Here is a 9,889-nt window from a genome sequence, read left to right as displayed (position 1 = left end):
ATTGAAGCAATGAAAATTGCTTCTTTTTTTTAATTCTTTAATAAAACACTCTAAAAAATCAAATATTTCATAAAAAATATTGAAAATTATTTATTTTTTAAAATTTTGAAAAAAGTAAATTTAATAAAAAAAATGGTAATTTATTAATTTTTTCTATTGATGTAAGGTGTAGTATTACGTTGAAAAACAAAGTAAAAATTGATAGAATTAATCGAAGGGGGATGTAAAATTATATATTTTATTTAATTATTACATTAGGTTAGAAAAGCATTTAATGCTTATTCGAGGAGGAAAAAATGAAAAATTTTCTTAAAAAGAAAGGAATAAGTCTTTCTCCTAAGGTATATTTTATCGATGCTTTAGGTTCTATGGCTTTTGGTCTTTTTGCTACCTTGTTAGTAGGGACAATATTAAATACAATAGGAAATGTTTGTAATATACACTTTTTATCTGAAACTATATGGCCACTAGCAAAAGCGGCTACGGGGCCTGCAATTGCGGTATCAATAGCATATAGTTTAAAAGCGCCAAGACTCATCCTTTTTTCATCTTGTGTTGTGGGAATTGGAGCAGATAAATTAGGTGGACCTATGGGAGTATTTGTAGCTACTTTGATATGTGTCGAAATAGCTAAAATAATAAGCGGAGAAACTAAAATAGATATTGTAGTAACTCCAATTGTTACTGTACTTTCAGGTATTTTTATTGCTAATTTAATAGGACCATTTATTAATAAAATAATGATTTCTTTAGGAGAAATTATCATGCAAGCAACTAATGAAGCACCATTTATTATGGGAATGATAGTATCTTTAATAGTTGGAATTGTATTAACTTTACCTATTTCATCAGCAGCATTATGTATGATGATTTCTCTATCAGGACTTGCAGGAGGAGCGGCAACTATAGGATGTTGTTGCCAGATGATAGGTTTTGCTGTAATTTCTTTTAAGGAAAATGGAGTTCAAGGTTTAGTAGCTCAAGGACTAGGAACAAGTATGCTACAAGTTCCAAATATTATAAAAAACCCTAAAATTCTATTACCACCATCTATAGCATCAATAGTTTTAGCTCCGATATCAACGGTATTTTTAGGACTAGAAAATTCGCCTATAGGAAGTGGAATGGGAACTTGCGGTTTAGTTGGGCAAATTTCAACTTTTATAACAATGCAAAACTATAATTTTTCAAAACTTTTATTAATAATAATAGTAATGCATTTTATATTACCAGCTATAGTTAGTCTTATAGTTTACTATCCTTTGAAAAAAATAGGCTGGATTAAAGATGGAGATTTAAAATTGAATTTTAAAAGATAGCAAATAAAAAATAAATAATTAAAAATCTCCTTTCAAAATATAAACTTATCTCCAAAAGTTAGCTTTTAGCTTTAACTTTTGGAGATTATTTTATACTTTTTAACAAAAAATATTTAAATAGTAGAATCTATTAAATTAGCTTAGTTAACAAAGAAGAATAGGAAATATTTTAAAGGAAAAATAAATTTTTTTAATATAAGTTTTTAAATTAATTATTTTATAAAAATTTCTAAAATCTATGAATTTTCTTTGGATTGTTGTTAGCTATTTAATAAAAAGAAAACCTTTCTAAATAAAAAGTTTAGAAAGGTTTATATTTTAATTTTTTTTCATTAAAGGTTCTACTATTTTAGTAAAAAACATTCCAGCTAATACTGCTCCTATAAGAGGTGAGAGAATATAAACAAAGAAAAACCCACCTAAAGCATCTGGATAAGCTCCATATCCCCAGCCTAAAATATGAGCTGCTAATCTTGGGGCAAAATCACGTGCCGGATTTAGTCCTGCTTGAGTTATTGGAGCAATTATGCAAAGAATAAGTCCTACACAAAGCCCTATAAAAAGAGGAGCTAGATTATTATCTGGTCTACCTACGTTAGCACCTTCAGTAAGAGAAAAAATGAAAAAGATAAGCAAAAATGTACCAATACCCTCAGCTAAACAGGCAAGGAGCATGCTTTGCATAGGAGAACCCATATTTATATAAAATTCCCCAAACATTTTAGCAGTTTTCATAGATTCTTTAGACCCCCTAATAATTCCTTCTTTAGCTTCAAAAGAATTAATTGCAGGGTGATAAATAAGATACAAAACTAAACTTCCACAAAAAGCTCCTGCAAATTGACCTAACAAATAACTTGGCAGTTCTTTTAATTTCATTCTTTTTGTAACTATCATCGCTACTGTAACAGCCGGATTAAAGTGAGCATTTGATAAATTTCTTGTTAAATAAATACTAATGCTAATAATAAGTGCCCAAATTATACCTATTTGAAAAACGCTGGTTATTACTCCATCAAAAACTATCGAAGAACAAACAACTGCTGTTCCAAAAAGAACCATTAAAAAAGTTCCAATAAATTCACCTAAAAAATTACTTTTTTGATTCATAAAAATTACTCCATTTTAATTTTTTTAGAAAAGTAAAAAAGTTTTATTAATAAAAAATAAACTTTAAAACAAATCTTTAAATTTTTTCTCTCCCTAATCAAAAAAAGTAAAATAAAAATTTTTAAATTACAATACCTTTTAAATTTTATTATTTTTGATTTAATATGTCAATATATTTTGAAAGTGTTTTATTGACAGAAATTTTAATAATGATAAAATATATTTGTTAGCTTATATATTTGGTTGTTAATGAATAAATAAGAATGTGCTAAATAAATTTTAGGGTAGAAGCATATTATAAATTTTTAAGGTGTCTTTTTTATTATTTTGAGTTAATATTTTTGAATAAAAGAGCTAATGAGAAATTTTTAGGAGAGAAAGATGAAAGATACTCGAAAAGAAATAAAAGAATATTATAGCAAAATAACAAAAGAAAAATCTGGTAAAATGCAGACGGAAATATGTTCTTGTGCTGCTGATAGTATGCCTAAGAGATTAAAAAATATAAGAAAGTCTATTAATAAAGAAATAGTTAAAAGATTTTATGGATGTGGGTCGCCTATACCTTTTGCATTAGAAGGGTGTACTGTACTAGATCTTGGTTGCGGAACAGGACTTGATGTATATATGTTATCAAAACTTGTGGGAGAACAAGGGAAAGTAATAGGGGTTGATATGAACGAAGATCAACTAGAAATAGCCAAAAAATATCAAAATGAAATGGCAGAAAAATTTGGTTATAAAAAATCTAACGTAGAATTTAAAAAAGGGTATATAGAGGATTTAAAATCTTTAGGTGTAGAAGATGAAAGTGTAGATGTAGTAGTTTCTAACTGTGTAATTAACTTGTCACCTTTTAAAGAAGAAGTTTTTAGTGAAATATGGAGAATTTTGAAAAAAGGCGGAGAACTTTATTTTTCAGATATTTTTGCAGATAGAAGAATGCCTAAAGAACTTTTAGAAAATTCTATGCTCCAAGGAGAATGTATTGCTGGAGCAATGTATATAGAGGATTTTAGACGTTTAATGAGAAAAGTAGGCTGGCTTGATGTTAGATATATGAATACTTCAGTATCAAAAATAGGAAATGAGGAAATAGAAAATTTAGTAGGAAATATTAACTTTACTTCTAGAACGGTAAGAGCTATGAAAATTCCTGATTTTATGGAAGATATTTGCGAACAATATGGACAATTTGCAACTTATCGTGGAGGAATAGAAGGAAGCGAACATTATTTTGATCTTGACGATCATCATAGATTTTATAAAGATTTACCACTTAGCGTTTGTGGAAATTCTTGTGCAATGGTTCAAGAAACAAGATTCAAAAAATATTTTGATTTTTATGGAGATAGAACAGTGCATTTTGGAGCATTTGACTGCGGAGAGAATACGTCACAAAAAGAAGATTCAGGTTCATGCGGTGGGGGATGTTGTTAAAAAAGTTTTAAATAATTTTATTATCCTGAAAATAAAAAGAATTTTCTAAAGCTATTTAAGTTATAATAAAAAGCTCATCAAAATAAGGCAAATCCTAAAAGTTAGGCTTAAAGCTAACTAAATTAAGACAATGCAAAATTTTGATGAGGTTTTTTTATAAATAATTTGACAGAAATTTAGAATTAAATTCCGGCAAAAACTTCAACAATTTTTTTTATTTTTTTTAATAAGAATTGTTTTTTATTCTCTCTCGCTCCTCGTTTTCTTGAAGTAGGTGGTAGAATTTCATTTAATTCTCCACCTGTACATTCTACATGCCCTTTTTTTATAGCTTTTGTTATAAAAAGGGTGGTGCAGTAATAGTAAAAAGATAAGTAGTTTAGATTATTAGCAGACAATGGAGAAATTCCTGGACTTTTATCAAATGATGTAGACTTCAATAATTTTCTTATAGAGTGGAATGAGATGAGAAAAAAGCATTACAACGATGAGATAGATAATGAAGAACTTGAAGATTGGAAGTTATCTTGCCCGACAAAAAATTAAGGTTTTTAAAATGAAATATGTACACAAAAAGACCGTGGCTCGAAGCTTACGGTCTTGTTTTTGTCCAAATAAAAATCACTTGGAGCTATTATTTGGTTTTTAGTTTTTAGTAAAATTTGGGTATCGGTAGATTTCAACACGATTTTTATAGCTTGTAATTAAGTCTTTTTTGACAATTTTTCGATTAACGAAAATCGCGTGCTTCCACTATTTTTCGGGTAAAATTACTCAATTAAGGGTAATTTTACTCCCATTCTTATTTTCCAAACGTCCGATATATCCAAAACTATTCAAAATACAAGATTCTATTTTTTAGAGTATCACCAAATCCACCTAATTATAGGCCGTTTTCAAATTTTTTGTCCCAGTCCCAGTACCGGAACTAAAAGTTATTTTTTATGCAATAATCTCTGACTTCATTAACCCAATTTTCATACCAATACCATTGTCCTGAAACCCAGACACCAAAATTATATTTAGGATTTCTTCCATCTCGTGATTTCCATAATTGGGTATGATAATGCATAGAAAACTTTGAAAATCCTTCATTTTTCATTATATTAACAATTTCACTAGGACGATATTTCTTTTTTTCTACACTTTTAAACAATACTCGTTCAACATCTTTTGCATCAATACTATTTTCTGGTACAAATTCAATTGCTCTATCTGCTTGATTAGCTCTGTTTACAGAAACTGGTACATATACTATTTTATAAGAATATGATAAAGATTTTAAATCTTCATCATCTAAATCAGATTCGAACTCTGTTATAAAATTTCTAACATTAATAGGAATATTAATATTGGCTTCATTTCTTAATAATTCTTCTTGTTCTGGTGATATAGGGGAGAACTGTATTGCTAAGCTTAAATTATCCCTTACACTATGCTTTTTACCAAACATTTTAGTTAATTCTTTATTATAGTTTAAAGCACAGGCTTGCAATTTAGCTCCAATATATTCATCAATATTGTCTGTCTTCTGATGCTCAATCTCATGTCTTATACCTATTAAAAACTTTAAATTATTAACTGTCCCTTTATCTAGAGGAGATTTTTTCTCATTAATACATCTTTCAAGTTCCCAGTGCTTGTAAGCTCCATTTTTAGTTCTGTCGTATCTTTTTTTCTTTCCGTTCAGCTTATAGTATCTATAATCAATTTTACATTTTCTATAATAGGCATGCATTAAGTAAGTCCATGAAATAATGGCAGTTATGATGAACATTTCAGACTTAAACTTAATTGAAGGATTATTATAAATTTGTACAGCTGAAATCATTGCCTCTTTTGATTTATCTAATAATTCATTTGAGATTGATCTGCCCATAAAACCTCCAATCTAATTATAGTCCTAATACTTCTTTATTCATGATATTAATAGCTTCTTGTTCTTGTTTATAAGCTTGATAACGTAATTCGTTTGCTTCATCTATCAAGTTTAAAATTGATGTATTTATTTTATTATCTTTAAAAATAGGTATAACAACATCTCCAAGCTGTTCATCTGTAATTTCATTTACAACAGATCCATATATTTGTCTTTCTATTAATTCTTTTCCATATTCAGATGATAACCATATAAAAGCCAAACCATGATACAATTCTTTAGATAGGATTCTAATAACATGATCACTGGATACCCAATTTTCCCAATGTTTTGGTGCCATCATAACTTTCCCTACAGTTCCACTTCTAGTTACCAAAATATCATTTCTTTTGATTGTAATATCACCAATTAATTTATCCGAATAATGTTTTATAGACAAGAACTTCTTTCCACTAGGATCTAGTTGACCTATTTCCTTACCACCTAAAAATATTTTTCCATTTCCTTTTTCAAGATACACTCTTTTAAATCTTGCTGGCAAGATTATTTTTTCAGTAATTTTTTCACTATTTAATTTTATTAAATTAGCATTTTTGCTTGAATATTTTTCAATAACCTCTACTAGAGGGAGATGATAATTCCCTTCAAGTCTTCCATTTAAATTACTTAGCTTAGTTGAAAAAGAATTAACATCTTTACTATGAGAAAAAGCTTCTTTCTTTAAGTCCTCAATTGGTGGTAGACCTAACTCATCAATCATTATATTCGTTGCTTTATCAATTAAATAATTTGATTTGTCTCTATTAATATAAGAATCAATAATTAGTTTATTTATAATAACTTTAATTTTTTCTGGTGCGTTTGGAATTATTACATTGTCTAGGTGGCTAGGATCAATATGCTTTATAACCGCTCCATAATTATTGTTTTTTAATTGAACTTGTCCATATTCACTTTTTAAGAATGCGTAAACATATCCATAAAATTCATCACGGCATATTATTCTAATCAAATTTTGAGAAACGCATTTATTTTTTAAAGTTTCAGTAACTAGTGTTACATTTCCTATAGTTCCGGAACAAGTTAATAAAATTTCATTTTCTTTTACGAACCAATCTTTTATTTTATCAATCATTAACTTAGATAGATATTTTTCTGCCTTAGGATATATATCCTGTACCTGGCTAGGAACTAGCATAGGTATAGAATTATCTATTGGCTCAACAAAAATTCTCTTTATAATCCCAGGTCTATAGCTATTAATTATGCCATTTTTACTCCCTTGTAGATTAGAGTATCCATATTTCGAATTTTGAATAGTTTTTATAATTCTCTTATATTCAATACCATAATAGGAAGATTCAAGTCTTTTGCCTTTATATATTACTTCACTCAATGAAACACTAGACCAGTTAACATCATCCTTAGGTACTTCAACTATTTCTATTAGTTCTTTTTCTAATTTTTTAGCTGCTGAATTTACCATGATATTCCCTCATTAATCTTCCATTTTCTAAAAATATTTGGTACGAGAATTGTTTGATCGTCAACAATTTTCTCTCTACTTTCCATCTGGGTTGTTTTATCTCCTGCTGATGTTTCATCTAATCTATAGACATTTTGTTTTTCAGGAACCATTATCTCGTTTCCTTCATTATCTCTTTTAAAAAGGGTATTTCCTCTTTTATCATGACCAATTTTGTCAACTATTACCATATAAATGTTGTAATCAGCCATTTGTCCAGTAGATTCTTCCTTTGATATTTCTTCTTTTGTTTTCTTTTGTAAAATTAACACTGATGTTTGAGTACCATTTCTTGGTTGGAATGTATCTTCGTGTAAATCGATACTTGCAATAATCTTTGTATTTTTAATTAGCCACTCTCTTATATAACCAGTACCCGGCGAACCCAATAGAGCATCAGGAAGAACTATGCCCATTCTTCCGCCTGGTTTTAAAAATTGATAGCATCTTTCTATGAATAATATTTCAGGGGAAACAGATGATTGATACCTATCAGTCATTGTCCATTTACCTGTTTTTTTATCCTGATTCCATATTTTGGCAAGCTCAAATTGAGATAATATAGCATGATCTTTTATTGGGATCTTACTACCAAACGGTGGGTTAGTTACAATTACGTCAAAAAATCCTATATCATATTGATTTATAATCGATTTTTTATCAATTTGTAAAGCTTGCGATAATCTTGTTTTAAAATCATATGTCCATTCATGAGGAGGTAATAGGGAATTTGTTTGAAGAATATTTCCGCTGCCATCATTATTCATGACCATGTTCATCTTTGTCGCTTTTACTAAATCTGGATTAATATCAAATCCAAAATAGTTATTTTTTGCCATATCAGAAATTTTATCTTGAAAAGCTTTCTTTTCATAATCATTCCAATTTTCTTTATCTTTTCCAATATCTTTTGTGAATTCTGACCTTAATTGCTTCATAGCATGAGTCATGGCAGTTACAACAAATCCTCCCGTTCCACAAGATGAGTCCAAAACTTTCTCATCAATAGTAGGATTGATCATTTCAACAACCATCTGCATTACATTTCTAGGTGTGAAAAATTCACCACGATCGCCCCTTAGGTTAGCACCAACTATTTCTTCATATGCTTTTCCCTTTATGTCTATTCTTGTATTCAATAAACTATATTTTTGTAATTCACTTACAATATATGATAGTGTTCTTGGGTGAAGATTTATTCCATCGTTCGCTTCAAAAATTTTTGCATTTTTCTTCTCTTTTTTTACTCTTTCAAATATCTTTTCTATCCTATTTTTTACAGTTAATTGACCGTCTCCATTAGATCTTTCTTCACTTGTTGCATAAAATTCTAATGGTTTTGGTATATTTCTCTCATCTTCAATTTTACAGAAAATAACTTTTAAAAGCTCAAAAAAAGCAGGTTGTTTTTGCATTCCTTCATTTACATAAATATGGTTATGACATGTTTTGAATGTGAATAACAAATTGTCATCTGATGCGTTTTTTAGAGTTGTTCTTTTAGGTCTATTAATATCATCTAAGCTCCCATCAGCTGATGGAATGTCATTATAATCCATGAATTGTATAAATCCAGTATCATCTATATATTTTTTGAATACAAACTTTTCTTTACTATTTGTCCACATGCCCCATTCTGCATTGGAACAAGCTGACATATATGATTTTAATTGAGCTACCCCATCTTTAGAGTTATTAGCTTCAATTTTTTCACTTTTACATTCAATAATAATTTTTATATTTTCTTGTATTTTATCAACTTTTCCATCAGGAAATATAACTATATCTGCTCTCTTTTTAACAGAACCAATTTGAACTGTATATTCAATGCTTATTTGATCTCGATTATATTTATGTTCGTTTATTAGTCTTTTTTCAATAGTTTGACGTACATATTCTTCTGGCGTATCTTTTCTAAATTTTCCATCTATATAATCACATACCTTACCTTCAGGTATAACTATTACTTTTGATTCCATTTAAAGTTCTCCTTTATTTTTTTGCAATTTAATAAGATCGCCAACTTCGACGTTTAGTGCTATACAGATTCTTGCTAATACGTCAAGATCTATTCGTTTTACTTTATTATTTGCATATGAGTTTAATTGACTTCTTTGTAGATTAGCATTTTCTTCAAGCCAATTCTTGCTAATATTTTTTTCATTAAGTACTTCATTTATCGTAAATACAATTTCATTGCTCATTATTTGACCCCTATATAAACATTTATATTATATCAAATAAAATAAGTTTCTACAACTGTATATATAGACAGGTCCATGAACTTATCTTGCTTATTTCTTTCTTAATAATAGGGAATGTATATCCCATATTTCTTTTGCCAATTTTTCTATTTTTTCTTTCATATAATCAATATCTTTCTTATAAATAACACCAGTTGTATTAGTAGTCTTTGCAATCTAGTTTATATTATTTGTTGCATTTGAAATTATAACAATTGTAGATCTTTAAATAAATTAATCGTCATAATATATACGCAAACAAGACCGTAGCTTGAAGCTTACGGTCTTGTTTTTGTCCAAATGTAAACCACTTGGAACTATTATTTGGTTTTTAGTTTTTAGTAAAATTTGGGTATCGGTAGATTTCAACACG

Annotated in this window: 8 protein-coding genes; 2 read left to right on the top strand and 6 right to left on the bottom strand. The window is 28.4% G+C overall.

Annotated features, from left to right (window positions below; translation table 11 throughout):
* Positions 1-296: 296 nt before the first annotated feature.
* Positions 297-1,319 (top strand): PTS sugar transporter subunit IIC, encoded by a 1,023-nt coding sequence (locus HMPREF1871_RS05765; RefSeq protein WP_066131125.1) that lies wholly within the window; start codon positions 297-299, stop codon positions 1,317-1,319.
* Between the two features lie 318 nt (positions 1,320-1,637).
* On the opposite strand, the gene HMPREF1871_RS05760 is transcribed toward HMPREF1871_RS05765, so the two are convergent.
* Entirely contained in the window at positions 1,638-2,429 is a 792-nt protein-coding gene (locus HMPREF1871_RS05760) for an MIP/aquaporin family protein (RefSeq protein ID WP_066131123.1), read from the bottom strand.
* Positions 2,430-2,810: 381 nt separating this feature from the next.
* On the opposite strand from HMPREF1871_RS05760, the gene HMPREF1871_RS05755 reads away from it, so the two are divergent.
* On the top strand, positions 2,811-3,869 hold the full coding sequence (locus HMPREF1871_RS05755) for a methyltransferase domain-containing protein (protein WP_066131121.1): 1,059 nt from the start codon (positions 2,811-2,813) through the stop codon (positions 3,867-3,869).
* A 182-nt stretch (positions 3,870-4,051) separates the two neighbouring features.
* Here HMPREF1871_RS05755 and HMPREF1871_RS05750 read toward each other — a convergent pair whose 3' ends face one another.
* The 5 genes from HMPREF1871_RS05750 to HMPREF1871_RS05730 form a co-directional block, all read right to left on the bottom strand.
* Positions 4,052-4,309 carry a hypothetical protein gene (locus tag HMPREF1871_RS05750; protein ID WP_066131119.1) on the bottom strand — a complete coding sequence of 86 codons (258 nt, stop codon included), beginning with the start codon at positions 4,307-4,309 and terminating at the stop codon, positions 4,052-4,054.
* Between the two features lie 488 nt (positions 4,310-4,797).
* Positions 4,798-5,748, bottom strand: coding sequence for a DUF3644 domain-containing protein (locus HMPREF1871_RS05745; RefSeq protein WP_066131117.1), 951 nt, complete (start codon positions 5,746-5,748; stop codon positions 4,798-4,800).
* A 16-nt stretch (positions 5,749-5,764) separates the two neighbouring features.
* Positions 5,765-7,234 carry a restriction endonuclease subunit S gene (locus HMPREF1871_RS05740; RefSeq protein WP_066131114.1) on the bottom strand — a complete coding sequence of 490 codons (1,470 nt, stop codon included), beginning with the start codon at positions 7,232-7,234 and terminating at the stop codon, positions 5,765-5,767.
* The gene (locus HMPREF1871_RS05735; RefSeq protein ID WP_066131112.1) at positions 7,228-9,252 is read right to left on the bottom strand and encodes a type I restriction-modification system subunit M; all 2,025 of its coding nucleotides are present in this window, start codon (positions 9,250-9,252) and stop codon (positions 7,228-7,230) included. Before HMPREF1871_RS05735 ends, HMPREF1871_RS05740 begins: the two co-directional genes overlap by 7 nt.
* Positions 9,253-9,477: a helix-turn-helix domain-containing protein gene (locus HMPREF1871_RS05730; RefSeq protein WP_066131109.1), complete on the bottom strand. Its 225-nt coding sequence runs from the start codon at positions 9,475-9,477 to the stop codon at positions 9,253-9,255.
* Positions 9,478-9,889 lie beyond the last annotated feature (412 nt).

Source organism: Gemelliphila asaccharolytica, from assembly GCF_001553005.1.
GTDB lineage: Bacteria > Bacillota > Bacilli > Staphylococcales > Gemellaceae > Gemelliphila > Gemelliphila asaccharolytica.
Note: the sequence above shows the minus strand (reverse complement) of the source record. Positions and strands in the feature narration are given on the sequence as shown.